This is a genomic window from Sneathiella sp. (assembly GCF_036844445.1).
GTDB lineage: Bacteria > Pseudomonadota > Alphaproteobacteria > Sneathiellales > Sneathiellaceae > Sneathiella.
The window spans coordinates 164,301-179,045 of sequence record NZ_DAIUFV010000004.1 but is presented as its reverse complement, the minus strand read 5'-3'; the positions used below and the strand labels follow the sequence as shown (position 1 = coordinate 179,045).

General features: G+C 59.3%; 15 protein-coding genes. 12 read left to right on the top strand and 3 right to left on the bottom strand.

What is annotated here, in order from left to right; all coding sequences use genetic code 11:
* Window position 1 precedes the first annotated feature (1 nt).
* The 12 genes from V7Z56_RS09755 to gloA all read left to right on the top strand — a co-directional run bounded on the left by V7Z56_RS09755 (window position 2) and on the right by gloA (window position 11,641).
* Complete coding sequence (locus tag V7Z56_RS09755) at window positions 2-733, top strand: isoprenyl transferase (RefSeq protein ID WP_334129232.1); 732 nt, start codon at window positions 2-4, stop codon at window positions 731-733.
* A 1-nt stretch (window position 734) separates the two neighbouring features.
* The gene (locus V7Z56_RS09750; RefSeq protein WP_334129231.1) at window positions 735-1,553 is read left to right on the top strand and encodes a phosphatidate cytidylyltransferase; all 819 of its coding nucleotides are present in this window, start codon (window positions 735-737) and stop codon (window positions 1,551-1,553) included.
* On the top strand, window positions 1,553-2,755 hold the full coding sequence (dxr, locus tag V7Z56_RS09745; RefSeq protein ID WP_334129230.1) for a 1-deoxy-D-xylulose-5-phosphate reductoisomerase: 1,203 nt from the start codon (window positions 1,553-1,555) through the stop codon (window positions 2,753-2,755). Before V7Z56_RS09750 ends, dxr begins: the two co-directional genes overlap by 1 nt.
* 25 nt (window positions 2,756-2,780) lie before the next feature.
* Window positions 2,781-3,932, top strand: a complete 1,152-nt coding sequence (rseP, locus tag V7Z56_RS09740) for an RIP metalloprotease RseP (RefSeq protein ID WP_334129229.1) — start codon at window positions 2,781-2,783, stop codon at window positions 3,930-3,932.
* A gap of 63 nt (window positions 3,933-3,995) precedes the next feature.
* A complete protein-coding gene (gene bamA, locus V7Z56_RS09735; protein ID WP_334129228.1) occupies window positions 3,996-6,278 on the top strand; it encodes an outer membrane protein assembly factor BamA in 2,283 nt (760 codons plus the stop codon).
* A 10-nt stretch (window positions 6,279-6,288) separates the two neighbouring features.
* Window positions 6,289-6,855: an OmpH family outer membrane protein gene (locus V7Z56_RS09730; protein ID WP_334129227.1), complete on the top strand. Its 567-nt coding sequence runs from the start codon at window positions 6,289-6,291 to the stop codon at window positions 6,853-6,855.
* The gene (lpxD, locus tag V7Z56_RS09725; protein ID WP_334129226.1) at window positions 6,855-7,886 is read left to right on the top strand and encodes a UDP-3-O-(3-hydroxymyristoyl)glucosamine N-acyltransferase; all 1,032 of its coding nucleotides are present in this window, start codon (window positions 6,855-6,857) and stop codon (window positions 7,884-7,886) included. Before V7Z56_RS09730 ends, lpxD begins: the two co-directional genes overlap by 1 nt.
* A complete protein-coding gene (fabZ, locus tag V7Z56_RS09720; RefSeq protein ID WP_334129225.1) occupies window positions 7,879-8,343 on the top strand; it encodes a 3-hydroxyacyl-ACP dehydratase FabZ in 465 nt (154 codons plus the stop codon). The genes lpxD and fabZ overlap by 8 nt, the downstream gene beginning before the upstream one ends.
* A 101-nt stretch (window positions 8,344-8,444) precedes the next feature.
* Complete coding sequence (lpxA, locus tag V7Z56_RS09715; RefSeq protein WP_334129224.1) at window positions 8,445-9,230, top strand: acyl-ACP--UDP-N-acetylglucosamine O-acyltransferase; 786 nt, start codon at window positions 8,445-8,447, stop codon at window positions 9,228-9,230.
* Complete coding sequence (locus V7Z56_RS09710; protein ID WP_334129223.1) at window positions 9,193-10,068, top strand: LpxI family protein; 876 nt, start codon at window positions 9,193-9,195, stop codon at window positions 10,066-10,068. Before lpxA ends, V7Z56_RS09710 begins: the two co-directional genes overlap by 38 nt.
* The gene (gene lpxB / locus V7Z56_RS09705; RefSeq protein WP_334129222.1) at window positions 10,068-11,237 is read left to right on the top strand and encodes a lipid-A-disaccharide synthase; all 1,170 of its coding nucleotides are present in this window, start codon (window positions 10,068-10,070) and stop codon (window positions 11,235-11,237) included. The genes V7Z56_RS09710 and lpxB overlap by 1 nt, the downstream gene beginning before the upstream one ends.
* The gene (gene gloA, locus V7Z56_RS09700; protein ID WP_334129221.1) at window positions 11,234-11,641 is read left to right on the top strand and encodes a lactoylglutathione lyase; all 408 of its coding nucleotides are present in this window, start codon (window positions 11,234-11,236) and stop codon (window positions 11,639-11,641) included. The genes lpxB and gloA overlap by 4 nt, the downstream gene beginning before the upstream one ends.
* A gap of 3 nt (window positions 11,642-11,644) precedes the next feature.
* On the opposite strand, the gene V7Z56_RS09695 is transcribed toward gloA, so the two are convergent.
* The 3 genes from V7Z56_RS09695 to gltX all read right to left on the bottom strand — a co-directional run bounded on the left by V7Z56_RS09695 (window position 11,645) and on the right by gltX (window position 14,694).
* Window positions 11,645-11,848 (bottom strand): hypothetical protein, encoded by a 204-nt coding sequence (locus V7Z56_RS09695; protein ID WP_334129220.1) that lies wholly within the window; start codon window positions 11,846-11,848, stop codon window positions 11,645-11,647.
* 5 nt (window positions 11,849-11,853) lie between these two features.
* Window positions 11,854-13,161 (bottom strand): citrate synthase, encoded by a 1,308-nt coding sequence (gene gltA, locus V7Z56_RS09690; RefSeq protein ID WP_334129219.1) that lies wholly within the window; start codon window positions 13,159-13,161, stop codon window positions 11,854-11,856.
* Between the two features lie 129 nt (window positions 13,162-13,290).
* The gene (gene gltX / locus V7Z56_RS09685; protein WP_334129218.1) at window positions 13,291-14,694 is read right to left on the bottom strand and encodes a glutamate--tRNA ligase; all 1,404 of its coding nucleotides are present in this window, start codon (window positions 14,692-14,694) and stop codon (window positions 13,291-13,293) included.
* Between the last annotated feature and the right edge of the window lie 51 nt (window positions 14,695-14,745).

The following is a 14,745-nucleotide window of genomic DNA, read 5'->3' as shown; positions in this document are numbered from 1 at the left end:
TATGGAGGTTGTTCCGCAGCGCGATTCCGGGCATGAGCCAATCCCCGAACATGTCGCGATCATCATGGACGGGAATGGCCGTTGGGCATCGAAGCGATCTCTCCAGCGTCTGCGCGGACATGAGCAGGGGGCCGAGGCGGTGCGCGAGGCCGTGCGCGGCTGCGGCGATCTCGGCATCCGCTACCTGACGCTGTTCGCCTTCTCGTCGGAGAACTGGAGCCGTCCGGTTGAAGAGATCAATCATCTGATGGGTCTTTTTCGCTATTTTTTTAACAAAGAGATCAACGCCCTTTCCGAAGCCGGCGTCAAAGTCAATTTTATCGGTAACATCAATAGATTGCCGGAAGATATCCAGTCTTTGGTTGAGGAAATAAAGCTGCGCACGCAGCATAACAGCAAGCTGATTTTGACGATTGCGCTGAGCTACGGCAGTCAGTCGGAGATTGCGGGCGCGATGCGTCAGATCGCCGAGAAGGTGGAGGCGGGCGAGCTCGCCGCCCGGGATATCTGCGAGGAGGTGATCGCCCGCCATCTTGAGACGGCGGATCTTCCCGATCCCGATCTCCTCATCCGCACGAGCGGCGAGAAGCGGCTCAGCAATTTCCTGCTCTGGCAGTGCGCCTATACCGAATTCGTCTTTCTCGATACGCTCTGGCCGGATTTTCGCAAAGACGATCTCATCGCGGCGGTCAGGGAGTACGGGAGCCGGAACCGCCGCTTCGGGGCAGTGTGACGTGGCGATCTCGTCGCTTTCCTCCCTGCAGCAGCGCGTAATTTCAGCGCTTGTGCTGGCGCCGCTTGCGATTGCGGCGCTGTATTTCGGCGATATCTGGTTTTTGCTGTTTCTCGCGGGCGCCGCGGCGATTATGTCCTATGAATGGTGCCACGCCTCGCTCGAGACGCGCCCGGGGCTGATCACGCTCATCATGGCGGCATCGATTATTGCCGCACTGGTCTTCGCGCGGGAGATGGCATTTCGTCATCTTTTCGCGATCCTTTTATCGGGGGCGGTGCTGATGGGCATGGTCGCGTTCGCCAGCAAAAAGCGCGATCATCTTCTTGCGGCCTTCGCCGGGCCGTTCGTGATCGGCGTACCCGTGCTTTCCCTGCTGCTACTTCGCGATGTGCCGGGCAGTGGTTTTGCGCTCACCTTCAGCCTGTTTCTGGTGATCTGGGCGACCGATATCGGCGCTTATTTCAGCGGCAAGACGATCGGCGGGCCGAAGATTGTGCCCAAAATCAGCCCCAACAAGACATGGGCCGGGCTGATCGGCGGGATGATTTCGGCGGCGATTGTCGCGCTTCTCGCCAATTATTTTCTGGTGAATGCGGCGATTTCGCCGATCGCTATGCTGGGTTTGGGCGCAATCTGTGCTATTCTGGCGCAGGTCGGGGATTTTTCCGAATCCGCCTGGAAGCGATATTACGGCATCAAGGATGCCAGCAACCTGATCCCCGGCCACGGGGGCGTAATGGACCGGCTTGACGGCGTGTTTCTGACAGCCCCGCTGCTGACAGCCCTTGTGTTGATCAACAATGGAATGATGATGTAATGAGTGTGAGTTCCCTCGCAACCGGCATGTCCCGACGGCCGCATCCCGCCGTGCGGCGCGTCAGTATCTTCGGCTCCACCGGCTCTATCGGGGTCAACACGCTGGATCTGATTGCGGGCGCGGCGGATAAATTCGCCGTCGAGGTGCTGAGCGCCAACGAAAATGTCGCGCTGCTCGCGGAGCAGGCGCTGAAATTCGGCGCCCGTCTTGCGGTAATCGGTAATCCTTCAAAATATGCGGAGCTGAAGGCGCTTCTCGCCGGCAGCACGGTCGTGGCCGCGGCGGGGACGGAGGCGCTCGTTGAGGCCGCGGGCCGTCCGGTTGACTGGGTGATGCTCGGCATCGTCGGGGCGGCGGGGCTGGCGCCAACGCTGGCCGCCGTCAGAACCGGTGCGGTGGTCGCCATCGCCAACAAGGAAGCGCTCGTCTGCGGCGGCGATCTGCTGCTTGCGGATGTGAAAAAGTACGGCGCGACGCTGCTTCCCGTCGACAGCGAACATAACGCCATTTTCCAGGTGTTCGATTTCGACCAGGTCGATCGCGTCCGGCGCCTCATCCTCACGGCATCGGGCGGGCCGTTCCTCGGCTTCACCCTTGAGGAGATGCGGCACGTCACCTGCGATCAGGCGCTCAATCATCCCAACTGGGACATGGGGGCGAAAATCTCGATCGACAGCGCCACCATGATGAACAAGGGGCTGGAGTTTATCGAGGCTGTCCGCCTGTTCCCGGTTCCGGCGCGGAATATTGATATTTTGGTCCATCCGCAGTCGGTTATCCACAGTATGGTGGAATATGAAGATGGCTCCGTGCTCGCGCAGATGGGAGCGCCCGATATGCGGACGCCGATTTCCTACACCCTCGGCTGGCCGGAGCGGCACAGCTTCCCGGCGGAACGGCTCGACTTGGCGCGTATCGCAACCCTCAGCTTCGAAGCCCCCGATCCGGTGCGCTTTCCCGCGCTCCGTCTTGCCCGCGAGGCGCTCGGGGCTGGAAAATCGGCCCCAACCGTCCTAAATGCAGCTAATGAAGTTGCCGTCCACGGCTTTCTGACCGGACGGATCGGTTTTCTCGATATTGCTGCCGTGGTCGAGGAATGTCTGCAACGATCAGATTTTGTTGAACAAATCTCGATTGAAGATATCTTCGAATGTGACCGGAAAAGTCGCGAGCTGGCGCATTCCTGCATGGCGAAATTTTAACTGCGAATGAAACGGTGCGGTAAAAATGGGATTCTTGGCAGATAACTGGATTTATATCCCCGCCTTCATTGTTGTGATCACCGTTCTCGTGTTCATTCACGAATATGGTCACTATAAGGTGGCGCGGCTCTGTAATGTGAAGGTTGACGCCTTCGCCATCGGCTTTGGGCCCGAGATCTGGGGGCGCAATGACCGCAACGGATGCCGCTGGAAAATCTGTGCGGTGCCGTTCGGCGGCTATGTGAAATTCCACGGCGATGCCGGGGTCGCGAGCGATGCTGCGGAAGGCATCGACGAGATGCCGGAAGAGGAGAAGAAAGTCAGCTTCCACCACAAGCCGCTCTGGCAGCGGGCCGCGGTTGTTTTTGCGGGACCGGCTGCCAACTTTATTTTTGCGATTGCCGCGCTTGCCGTTCTTTTTATGGCCTATGGCCAGGCGCAGACCCCGGCGGTCGCCGGCGACATCGTTCCCGAGAGCGCGGCGGCCGAAGCCGGGATGATGACGGGCGATCGGGTCGTCGCGATCAACGGCAAAAGCATCTCGAGCTTCGAGGAAATGCGCCGCATGGTGCTGATCGGCCTTGATGAGCCGCTGATCATGAAGATCGAGCGGGGCGCGTCCGTCCTTGAGCTGCCGGTTCGCCCGCATGTGGTCGAAGAGGTGGATGACGAGGGGAATGTTCACCGCATCGGCCGGCTGGGGGTTACCTCGCCCGGGCGGGAGTTTGTAAAGCACGGGCCGGTGAGCGCGGTCACGAGCGCCGTCGATCAGACCTGGTTCGTGACAACCGCGACGCTTAAAGGCGTCTGGCAGATGGTTGTCGGCAGCCGTGATGCGTCCGAATTGAGCGGCCCGCTCGGTATTCTCAAAATGTCGGGCGATGCGGCAAAACGCGGCGACACCTTCGCCGATAATGCGCTCTCTCTCTTCAATTTCATGATCTTTGTGTCCATCAGCCTCGGCCTGATCAATCTCTTTCCGGTACCGATGCTGGACGGCGGACATCTTGCCTTCTATGCCTATGAGGCAGTGCGCGGAAAACCGCCGTCGGCGCGGGCGATGGAGTACAGTTTCCGCGTTGGACTATCGCTGGTTCTGATGCTAATGATATTCGCGACCTGGAATGATATAAACAAGCCTTGGGTACAGGATTTTTTCACTGGGTTGTTTTCGTGACGGGAGAGGTCTGATAGAACAGGCTATCGATAACTGAGGCTGTCCGCTCAGGAGGGGAAGGGTTTGCGCGTTTTTGTAATTATTGCCCTGTTCGCAATGACATCTCTTGCGGCATTCCTGCCGCATGCAACACCGGCTTACGCACAGTCTTCCACGATCATTTCAGAAATTCGTGTCAGCGGGAATCAGCGGATCGAAAGTGATACCATCCGCTCCTATATGCTGATCGCGCCGGGCGCGCCCTATGACAGCGGGCGCGTCGACCGCTCCCTGAAGGCGCTTTTCGATACCGGCCTTTTCTCGGACGTCACCATCCGCCAGGAGGGAACGGCGCTCGTTGTCAATGTGGTCGAGAATCCGATCATCAACCAGATCGCATTTGAGGGAAACCGTCGCATCGAGGATGAGACGCTGCTCGCTGAAATCCAGCTTCGACCCCGCATCGTCTACACACGGGCGCGCGTGCAAAATGACGTGCAGCGGATCGTGACGGTCTACCGGCGGAGCGGACGGTTTGCGGCGACGGTCGAGCCTAAAGTGATTCTGCTGCCTGAGAACCGCGTTGATCTCGTGTTCGAGATCAATGAAGGGGAACAGACGGGGATCAAGAAAATCCGCTTTTTCGGCAATCGCAACTACAGCGACCGTCAACTGCGCGGCGCGATCTCAACGGAAGAAACCCGCTGGTACAACTTCCTGTCTGATTCGGACACCTATGATCCCGACCGGCTGACTTTTGATCGGGAGTTGCTTCGCAAATTCTATCTCTCCAAAGGCTATGCCGATTTTCGCGTGGTCTCCGCCATTGCCGAACTGACGCCGGATCGCGACGGATTTTTCATCACCTTCGCCGTTGAGGAGGGGCCGAAATACGAGTTCGGCGCCATCGATGTGAAGAGCGAAATCCGTGAAATGCCGACCGAGGCGCTGCTCGCACAGGCGACCACGATCGAGGGCGAAACCTACAATGCTGACAAGATAGAGGGCACGATCCAGAAGCTCACCTTCGAGCTCGGCAAGCTCGGCTATGCCTTCGTCAATGTTCGCCCGCAGATCAAGCGCGACCGTGAGGCGCTGACGATCGATGTGACCTATGAGATCAACAAGGGTCCGCGCGTCTATGTCGAGCAGATCAACATCACCGGCAACGTGCGCACGCTCGATTATGTAATCCGCCGCGAAATGAAACTGGCGGAAGGAGACGCGTTCAATACCGCGCTGCTTCGCGATTCCCAGTCCCGTATTCGCGGCCTCAACTTCTTCGAGCGGGTCGAGGTGTCGCAGGAAGAGGGGACGGCGCCTGACAGGACGGTTATCAATGTCGATGTTCAGGAAAAATCGACCGGCGAGCTCAGCGTCGGTGCCGGCTTCTCGACGACGGAAAGCGTATCGGCAGACCTGCAGATCCGCGAGCGTAACCTGCTCGGCCGCGGCCAGGATCTTCGCTTCGGCGTCTCCATCGGGTCGCGAGCGCAGACCATCGATATCGGGTTTACTGAACCCTATTTCCTCGACCGGGACCTTGCGGCCGGGTTTGATATCTTCCGCACCGTTCGCGACTATCAGGATGAGAGTGGATACGACCTTGAACGGACCGGTTTCGTGCTTCGCACCGGTTTCCCGATCAAGGAGTTTGTCCGCGGCGATGTGTTCTATAGTCTCGTCAATGAAAAGATCGACAATCTGTCGGCGCGCGCGCCGGTCAGCATACAGAAGGCAGAGGGTGATTATCTGATCTCCTCTGTCGGGTATGAAATCACGGTCAGCCATCTCGATGACACGCTGTTCCCGACCACGGGCAATAAATATACTTTCGGCCAGACGATCTCGGGGCTTGGCGGCGATGTCCGTTCGCTGGCGACGAGCGCGAGCTACATTCATTTCTGGCCGCTGTTTGAAGATGACGTGGTGTTGAGCCTCGGCACCAAGGCCGCGTATATTTTTGGCCTTGGCGAAGATGTGATCCTTGCGCAGCGCTATAATATCGGTGGGCGCACCTTCCGTGGCTTTGCAAACCGGGGTATCGGCCCGCGCGATATTGCCTCGGGCGATTCGCTTGGCGGTAATGCCTACATCGTCGGCACGGCGGAACTGCGCTTCCCGCTCGGGCTGCCCGATGAATATGGCATTCTCGGCCGGAGCTTCGTCGACGTCGGGACGCTGACGAAGATCGACGATAATGATCCGGGGATTGCGGACGATGCGTCGATGCGTGTCTCCGTCGGCGTCGGCCTTAACTGGGTTTCGCCGTTCGGGCCGATCCAGATCAACGTTGCCACGCCGCTCTTGAAGGAGGATTATGATAAGCGTGAAGTCTTCCAGCTTGAGTTCGGCACCCGCTTCTAGGATTGGGACAATGAAATCGACACTGGCAAAACTGATAGTTTCTGCGTTTGTGATGCTTCCACTCGCTTTCCAGCCCGCGCAGGCAGAGAAGTTCGAGAAAGCAAGCATCGCCGTCGTGGATATGCAGTATATCATGAACGAGCTCGCCGTCGTTCGCGACGTCAATGCGCAGATCAAACAGCTGGAAGACAAGGCCGTCGCCGAGTTGGACGCGCAGGAGAACAAGTTGAAGGAAGAGCGGGGGCAGATCGAGCGCCAGAAGTCGCTCATTTCCGCCGAGGCCTATTCGGACAAGCAGGCCGCCTTCAACAAAAAGATCGCCGAATTTCGTACCCTGACCAACGACAAGGCCATGCAGATCCAACATACCCGCGTCAGCTCGCTTAACAAGGTGCGCGAGCAGATGCTGCCGGTCATGCGCGAGGTAATCGATGAGTATGGCGCGACGATCGTTCTCGATGTGAATGAAATCCTCTTCGCTGAAAAGCCGCTCAACCTCACCGATGCCGTGGTCGAGCGACTGAACAAGCGGCTCACAAAGATTAAGGTGGAACTTGTTCCGCTCAAGAAAAGCTGATGCCTGATCCGCATTTTTATCACCGGGCGGGTCCGTTCACGCTTCGCGAGCTGGGCGAGCTGCCGGATATCGAACTTGCCGAAAATGTCGATCCCGACCTTCTCATATCGGACGTCAAGCCGCTCGATCAGGCCGGGGAGGGGGATATCACCTTTCTCAGCAATCCGAAATATGCCGACGCCTTCCAGATCACGCGGGCGAGCGCCTGTATCGCGAGCCGCAAGGTGCTGGACAAGCTCCCCAAGGGGCTCTCCATCCTGATTGCGACAGACCCCTACAAGGCCTATGCGCGCGTTGCAACCAAGTTCTATCCGCCGGCCTCCTCCAGCGGCAGGATTCATCCGACAGCGATTATTGCCCCTTCCGCCCGGCTTGGCGCCGATGTCGCCATCGGCCCCTACGCGGTGATCGGGGAGCGGGTCGAGATCGGCGAGGGGACGGTGATCGGGCCGCACACCGTGATCAACGACGGCGTGCAGCTTGGCGCGCGCTGCCGGATCGGCGCGAGCGCGGTGCTGAGCTACTGCATTGTCGGGGATGAGGTTGCCATCTATTCCGGCGCCAAGATCGGCGAGGACGGCTTCGGCTTCGCTCCCGATCCGGTGGGACATGTGAAGATTCCACAGCTTGGCCGGGTGATTATCGGCTCCAAGGTCGAGATCGGGGCGAATACCACGATCGACCGCGGCGCCGGCCCCGACACACGTATCGGCGATAATACCTGGATCGACAATCTTGTGCAGGTCGGGCATAACGTCAATATCGGCAAGGGGGTTATCATCGCCGCCCAGACCGGCGTCTCGGGGAGCACGGTCATTGAGGACTATGCCGTAATCGGCGGGCAGGTCGGCCTTGCAGGTCATATCCGGATCGGCACGGCGGCGCAGATTACCGCGAAATCGGGTGTGATATCGGACATTCCCGCGGGGCAGATTTATGCCGGATATCCGGCCCGCCCGCGCAAGCAGTTTTTCCGCCAGATGGCGATACTTGGTAAATTAGCAAAGAATAAGGGATCCGAAAATGACTGACAGTCCCACGAACGACACAGCCGATACGCTCGATATCCTGAAGATCATGGAAATGATCCCGCACCGCTATCCGCTGCTGCTTGTCGATCGTCTCGTGGATATTGTGCCCGGCGTCTCGGCGACGGGGATCAAGAATGTCACGATTAACGAGCCGCAGTTCACTGGGCATTTCCCGACCCGGCCGATTATGCCGGGCGTCATGATCGTCGAATCCATGGCGCAGACCGCAGGCGTGCTGGTGATCCGCACGCTCGGTGCACAATCGGAAGGCAAGCATGTTCTCTTCATGTCAATCGACAATGCCAGGTTCCGCCGCCCGGTGACGCCGGGAGACACCCTTCACATCCATGTCAAGGTCAAGCAGAACCGTGGCGCCGTCTGGCGCTTCACCGGGGAAGTGCTGGTTGACGGACAGAAAGTCGCCGAGGCCGAGTTTGCGGCCATGATCGTTGACTGAGATACAGTAACCACTTGTAACACAGCTTGATTTGTGGTTCAGGTCCGACTGCGATAGCTATAGCGCAGAAATTCAGAGAGACAGCCGGGAAACGAGTGGACATGGGCAATATTCATCACAGCGCGATTGTCGAAGAGGGCGCATCGGTCGATCCGAGCGCCGTTGTCGGCCCCTTTTGCGTGGTCGGCAGCGAGGTGACGCTTGACGCAGGTGTGACGCTCAAGTCCCATGTCGCGGTTGCCGGGCGTACCACGATCGGCAAGGGGACAACCATCTTTCCCTTCGCCTCCATCGGTCATGCGCCGCAGGATCTGAAATATTACGGCGAGAAGTCGGAGCTTGTTATCGGCGACGACTGTGTCATCCGCGAGCATGTGACCATCAATCCCGGCACCGAAGGCGGTGGCATGCGGACCGTGATCGGGAACAGCTGCCTTCTGATGGTCGGCGCGCATGTTGCGCATGACTGCCTGGTTGGTGACCATGTGATCCTTGTCAACAATGCGACCCTCGGCGGTCACGTCTCGCTGGGTGACTATGCCATTATCGGCGGGCTTTCGGCGGTGCATCAGTTCGTTCGCATCGGTGAACATGCCATGATCGGCGGCGCCTCCGGCGTCGAGACGGATATCATTCCCTTTGGCTCGGCGATGGGCAACCGGGCGACGCTCGGCGGCCTCAACATCACCGGCATGAAACGGCGCAACTTCACTCGCGAGGATATCCATGCGCTCCGGAGCGCCTATAAACATCTGTTCTCCGATGAGGGCACTTTCGCCGAGCGGGTCAAGACGCTGCCGGCCGAGCTTGCCGAGTTTCCGTCCGTCAGGAAGGTGCTGAAATTTGTCAATGAAGAGTCGAAGCGTGGATTCTGTCAGCCCGTATAAGGCGGACAGCCCGTATCGTCTTGGCATCATCGCCGGCAGCGGCAGCCTGCCGCTCGCGCTCGCGGAAACGCTGCGGGCACGGGGCGAAAGCCCCTATCTCCTGCTGATCGAAAATGAGGCCGACCCGGCCGAATTTGCGGGCTTTCCCCATGAGGTGATCCGCATCACCAAAGTTGGGGCATTCCTGAAAGCGCTGAAACGCGAAGGCTGCACGGCAGTAACGCTCGCCGGCCCGGTGCGGCGGCCCGACTTCAAAAGCCTGCGCCCGGATATGGACGGGGTGAAGCTGCTCGCGCGCATCGCCGCCGCCGCGCGCAAGGGCGATGACGGGCTGATGCGCGCCATTACGGGCTTTCTGAAAGAGCGGGGCTTCGCCATTGTCGGCGCCCATGAAGTGGCGGAGCAACTTCTGACGCCTGCCGGTCAGCTTGGCCGTATCGCGCCGAGCGAGGCGGATGAGAAGGATATCGCCGAAGGCATCCGCATCGTTCGCGCCATCGGGGCGCTCGACATCGGCCAGAGCGCGATTATCCGCAATCAGTATGTGCTTGCCGTTGAAGCCGCGGAGGGCACCGATCGCCTGCTTGCGCGGAGCGCCGAGTTCGCCTGGGAGACGCCGGCGGGCGTCTTCGTCAAACTTTCCAAGCCCGGGCAGGAGCTTCGTGCTGATATGCCGACGCTTGGTCCCGAAACCGTCTCCCTCGCGGCGGCGGCGAACCTTCGCGGCATTGCCATGGAAGCCGGCAGAACGCTCATCATCAACTTGAATGAAATGATCGATCGTGCTGATAAACTTGACCTATTTCTTATCGGTATCGACCCCGGCCGTGAGAGATAATGCGGACGGATGAGGCATATCGTGTCTTTATCGTCGCCGGAGAGCCTTCAGGCGATGCGCTTGCCGCGCCGCTGATGCGGGCGCTTAGATCCCGCGCGCCCCATATCTCTTTTTTTGGCGTCGGCGGCCCGTTGATGGCGGCGGAGGGCTTGAAAAGTCTGTTCCCAATGGACGAGCTCAGCGTCATGGGGCTTTTCGAAGTACTGCCGCGCCTGCCGCGCCTGCTCCGGCGGATCGACCAGACGGCAGACGCGGCGAGACGGATCGCGCCTGATGTCTTTATCACCGTCGATGCGCCCGACTTTAGCTTCCGCGTCGCCCGCAAGTTGCTGGGAACGGCGTTTCCGAAAATTCACTATGTCGCGCCGTCGGTCTGGGCGTGGCGGCCGGGCAGGGCGAAGAAAATCGCTGCCCTTTACGATCATCTGCTGACACTGCTGCCGTTCGAGCCGCCCTATTTCGAGGCGGAAGGATTGCCGGCGAGTTTTGTCGGGCATTCGGTCGTTGAAAGCGGTGCGAACCTTGGCGACGGCGCGGCATTTCGGGCGCGGGGCGGGATCGGCGATAGCGAGCGGCTGCTGATGCTGCTGCCCGGCAGCCGACGGGGCGAGGTGACGCGCCATCTGCCCATCTTCCGCGACGTGGTGACCGAGCTTCGCGCCGGGATCGGAGAGTTCCGGCTGCTTGTGCCGGTAATCGGCCGGGCCGGCGACATTGTCCGGGCCGAGATTGAAAGCTGGGGGTTTGAACATCATATAATTGAGACGGCAGGCGAGAAATATGACGCCATGGCCGCCGCCGATGTGGCGCTCGCGGCCTCCGGCACTGTCGCCCTTGAGCTTGCGCTTGCCCGTCTGCCGGCGGTGATTGCCTATCGCATGAACCCGCTCACCTCGGCCATCGCACGGCGCCTGGTGAAAGCGGATTATGCCAATATCGTCAATATCCTGCTGGGGCGGGAGGCGGTACCCGAGTTCGTGCTCGAGAAGTGTACGCCGGGGCGGATTACGCCCGCGCTTGCCCGTTTGTTCCGCGAGCCGGAATTGCGGGCGGCGCAGATTGCCGCCTGCACGCAAGCCATGCTACTTTTGGGTGAAGGCGGGCCGCCGCCGGCCGAGCGGGCGGCGGGCATTGTCCTTGAAATTCTGAAGGAGGTTGAAAAGCCATGACTGCACAGAGCAGCGATTTCAAGATGCTGCATACGATGATCCGGGTCCGGGATCTGGACAAATCCCTCGCGTTCTACTGTGACCGGCTCGGGATGAAAGTGCTGCGCAAGCAGGATTACCCGGGCGGGAAATTCACCCTCGCGTTCGTCGGCTATGGAGATGAGAAGAACAACACGGTCATTGAGTTGACGCACAACTGGGATCAGGAAGAGCCCTATGACCTCGGCACCGGCTTTGGCCATATCGCGCTTGGCGTTCCCGATATTTACGGCGTCTGCGAGCGGCTCGCCGCCGAAGGGGTCAGCATTCCGCGCCCGCCGGGGCCGATGAAGCATGGCGGCACAGTGATCGCCTTTATCGAAGATCCGGACGGCTACAAAATCGAGCTGATCGAGCGGAAGTAACGCTCAGCCGCCGCGGAAATACCAGACTGCCGCGAAGAACGCCAGCATGGCGAGCGGCAGGATGATCATCGCGAGTTTGCGAATCCGATAGGAGAGGGGCGCCCGGTTGTCGTTGGCGGCCTTGAGGTGCAGCCGCTTCGCCTGTGTGACGCCTTCGGGTCGGACCGAAGGCGCCTTTTTTCTATCCGTATGCGGCGCCCCGCTCATTTTCCTTAACGTTGACTGATGTCAACATACGGGCGTTCGGTCGGGCCCGTATAAAGCTGGCGCGGACGGCCAATTTTCTGCGACGGATCTTCCATCATCTCGTTCCACTGCGCCACCCAGCCGACGGTCCGGGCGAGCGCGAACAGCACGGTGAACATGCTGGTCGGGAAGCCGAGCGCCTGGAGAATGATGCCGGAGTAGAAGTCAACGTTCGGGAACAGCTTCTTCTCGACGAAATAAGGATCCTCGAGCGCAATCTTCTCAAGCTCCATGGCGAGTTTCAGCATCGGCTCATCCTTGATGCCGAGCTCGTCCAGAACCTCGTGGCAGGTCTGCTGCATCACCTTGGCGCGCGGATCGTAGTTCTTGTACACCCGGTGCCCGAAGCCCATCAGGCGGAACGGATCATTCTTGTCCTTCGCCTTGGCGATATATTCCTGGACGCGATCGACGGAGCCAATCTGGTGCAGCATGTTGAGAACTGCTTCGTTCGCGCCGCCATGCGCCGGACCCCAGAGGCAGGCGATACCGGCCGCGATGCAGGCGAACGGGTTGGCGCCGGACGAGCCGGCAAGGCGCACCGTCGAGGTGGAGGCGTTTTGCTCATGATCGGCATGGAGAATAAAGATCCGGTCCATGGCGCGGACCAGCGTCGGGGACAGCTTGTAACGCTCCGCCGGGACGCTGAAGGTCATATGCAGGAAGTTTTCGGCATAGGACAGCTCGTTGCTCGGATAAATGAACGGCTGGCCAATGGAATATTTATAGGCCATGGCGGCAATCGTCGGCATCTTTGCGATCATCCGGTAGCTTGCGATCATGCGCTGCTTCGGATCCGTGATGTCGGTGCTGTCATGGTAGAAGGCGGAGAGCGCGCCGACGATGCCGACCATAACGGCCATCGGATGGGCGTCGCGCCGGAAGCCGCGGTAGAATTGCGTCAGCTGCTCATGCAGCATCGTGTGGTATGTGATGTCGTGGGTGAATTTGTCTTTTTGTGCCTGGTTCGGCAATTCGCCTTTGAGGAGGAGATAGCAGACTTCCATATAGTCGCTTTTTTCGGCGAGTTCCTCGATCTTGTAGCCGCGGTGCATCAGAATGCCCTGGTCGCCATCAATATAGGTGATGGCGGATTCGCACGACGCTGTCGACGTGAATCCCGGATCAAATGTGAAATGCCCGGTGTCGGCATAAAGTTTGCGAACGTCAATGACGGAGGGACCTATCGTGCCGCCCAGCAGGGGGAGCTCGTAGGATTTGCCGTCTTTCCCTTCGGTGAGGGTAACGTTGCCAGTAACAGTAGAGCTACTCATTCATCCACTTCCTTTGTTATTTGCGGACGTCTTTGCCGCCCGGTCATATGAAAAAATTCCGGATGGAATCTTCCCGTTATTATTGCAGACGTCTTGCTCGCGGCGCCTTCAACTGTCGTCCACCGGCACTCAGTCCGATATTGCATCCCTGATCCGCCCGATTGATTGTTCCCGGCCGAGGACGTCGAGAACATCAAAGATACCGGGCGATACTGTCGTCCCCGTAAGCGCGGCCCGCAAAGGCTGCGCAATCTTGCCCAATTTGAGGCCTTCGGCCTCCGCCGCTGCCCGGACGGCGTCTTCGACAAGTTCCATATTCCATGCTTCGAGCCCTTCCAGTCGGTCGGCCAGCCGCTGCAGCACGGCGCATGCCTTTTCGTCCAGAAGACTTTTGGCTTTCACATCAAGGACAAGTGGTCGCTCGGCGACCAGAAATAGAGAACTTTCTGCGAGCGAGTTTACAGATTTCGCACGTTCTTTCAAGCCATTCATGGCTTTTTCTATTCGTCTCAAGTGATTGGAATTTAGGTCGATTCCCGCCAGGCGTTCGACGATCGGTGCGATCAGGCGGGTCAGATAGGCGTTATCGGCATTGCGAATATAGATGCCGTTGAGGTTTTCCAGTTTGGCGAAATCAAAGCGCGCTGCCGATTTTCCAATATTATCAATATTGAACCATTCAATGGCCTGTTCGGTGGAAATCACCTCATCATCGCCATGCGACCAGCCGAGGCGGAGCAGGTAGTTGCGGAGCGCCTCCGGCAGGTAGCCCATGTCGCGATAGGCCTCGACGCCGAGGGCGCCGTGCCGTTTCGAAAGTTTTGCCCCGTCGGCGCCGTGAATCAGTGGAATATGCGCATATTCGGGCACATCCCAGCCGATGGCGGCGATCAGTTGCTGCTGCCGCGCCGCGTTGGTGAGATGATCATCGCCGCGAATGATATGGGTGACGCCCATGTCATGGTCATCGACGACAACGGACAGCATATAGGTCGGGGTGCCGTCGGCGCGGAGCAGAATCATGTCATCGAGCTGCTTGTTGGAGAAGGTGACATCACCTTGCACAAGATCGCGCACCACCGTCTCGCCGTCATCGGGCGATTTGAAGCGGATAACGGGCGCGACGCCGGCCGGTGCTTCGTCGGGCGCGCGATCGCGCCAGCGGCCGTCATAGACCGGCGGACGGCCTTCGGCGCGGGCGCGCTCGCGCATTTCCGCCAGCTCTTCAACGGAGGCGTAGCAGTAATAGGCTTTCCCCTCGGCGAGCAGCTCGCGGGCGACTTCGGCATGGCGATCGCGGCGGGAGAACTGAAAGACCGGCTCGCCGTCCCAATTAAGGCCGAGCCATTTCATGCCCTCGAAAATCGCCTCGATCGCCGCATCGGTGGAGCGTTCGCGATCGGTATCTTCGATCCGGAGCAGGAATTTGCCGTTGTGATGCCGCGCGAATAGCCAGTTGAAAAGGGCGGTCCGGGCGCCGCCGATATGCAGGAAGCCCGTGGGGGAAGGAGCGAAGCGGGTTACAACAGTCATAAGAATTTACTTATATTCCGATCGATTATAAATTAGCGGTCCAAGATCACG

Excerpts from the sequence above, each read along its gene's own strand:
- V7Z56_RS09710 (WP_334129223.1), top strand. The coding sequence starts at position 9,193 with ATGAAGAGTCGAAGCGTGGATTCTGTCAGCCCGTATAAGGCGGACAGC.
- lpxD (WP_334129226.1), top strand. The coding sequence starts at position 6,855 with ATGCCTGATCCGCATTTTTATCACCGGGCGGGTCCGTTCACGCTTCGC.
- gloA (WP_334129221.1), top strand. The coding sequence starts at position 11,234 with ATGACTGCACAGAGCAGCGATTTCAAGATGCTGCATACGATGATCCGG.
- gltX (WP_334129218.1), bottom strand. The coding sequence starts at position 14,694 with ATGACTGTTGTAACCCGCTTCGCTCCTTCCCCCACGGGCTTCCTGCAT.
- fabZ (WP_334129225.1), top strand. The coding sequence starts at position 7,879 with ATGACTGACAGTCCCACGAACGACACAGCCGATACGCTCGATATCCTG.
- V7Z56_RS09730 (WP_334129227.1), top strand. The coding sequence starts at position 6,289 with ATGAAATCGACACTGGCAAAACTGATAGTTTCTGCGTTTGTGATGCTT.
- V7Z56_RS09755 (WP_334129232.1), top strand. The coding sequence starts at position 2 with ATGGAGGTTGTTCCGCAGCGCGATTCCGGGCATGAGCCAATCCCCGAA.
- dxr (WP_334129230.1), top strand. The coding sequence starts at position 1,553 with ATGAGTGTGAGTTCCCTCGCAACCGGCATGTCCCGACGGCCGCATCCC.
- V7Z56_RS09695 (WP_334129220.1), bottom strand. The coding sequence starts at position 11,848 with ATGAGCGGGGCGCCGCATACGGATAGAAAAAAGGCGCCTTCGGTCCGA.
- gltA (WP_334129219.1), bottom strand. The coding sequence starts at position 13,161 with ATGAGTAGCTCTACTGTTACTGGCAACGTTACCCTCACCGAAGGGAAA.
- lpxA (WP_334129224.1), top strand. The coding sequence starts at position 8,445 with ATGGGCAATATTCATCACAGCGCGATTGTCGAAGAGGGCGCATCGGTC.
- lpxB (WP_334129222.1), top strand. The coding sequence starts at position 10,068 with ATGCGGACGGATGAGGCATATCGTGTCTTTATCGTCGCCGGAGAGCCT.
- rseP (WP_334129229.1), top strand. The coding sequence starts at position 2,781 with ATGGGATTCTTGGCAGATAACTGGATTTATATCCCCGCCTTCATTGTT.